Origin of the sequence: Psychrobacter sp. K31L (genome assembly GCF_017942195.1) — a bacterium.
Classification (GTDB): Bacteria; Pseudomonadota; Gammaproteobacteria; order Pseudomonadales; family Moraxellaceae; genus Psychrobacter; species Psychrobacter glaciei.
Window position 1 is genome coordinate 1 of sequence record NZ_JAGKSC010000030.1, and the last position, 548, is coordinate 548.

A 548-nucleotide genomic window follows, 5' to 3' on the forward strand; every position below is an offset into this window, starting at 1 on the left:
TTTAAAGCGTCTATAATACGCCCTCATCAAGACGAGCTGGAAGTAACTAGTGTGTAGATTACACATTAATAACCCAGTTAACCTGATGAAACAAATTATAAAAAAGCTTGACAATCCCAATCATTATGATAAGATAGTCGGCTCGCTAGATAGCTTAACCCGCAAGGGTTTGAGACTAAATAGCAAGAGAGATACCCAATATATCAGTTACTGGACGACAGTGATTGAGCACTATTTAAAAGCATAACTAAAGAACAACTTGTGTGGATTTTTGCTGATTCAGAATGCTAAAAAATAAAGTTGGTTTTAGCTCCTTTTCGGAGTTCATTCTAACTATAAAAATTATCATTTAAGACAGCAGAAAAACTCAAAGTTAATTCATTACGAACATAATTTTTAGCGATTTTGCCAGATTAGATGAGCCAAGTTTAGTAGCCTCTTTAAAGGGTTACATAGCAAGATTAAACTGAAGAGTTTGATCATGGCTCAGATTGAACGCTGGCGGCAGGCTTAACACATGCAAGTCGAGCGGAAACGATGATAGCTTG

General features: G+C 36.3%; 1 rRNA gene. It reads left to right on the plus strand.

What is annotated here, in order from left to right:
* Positions 1–463: 463 nt before the first annotated feature.
* Positions 464–548: ribosomal RNA gene (locus J5X94_RS13835) — 16S ribosomal RNA — on the plus strand; the annotation flags it as partial.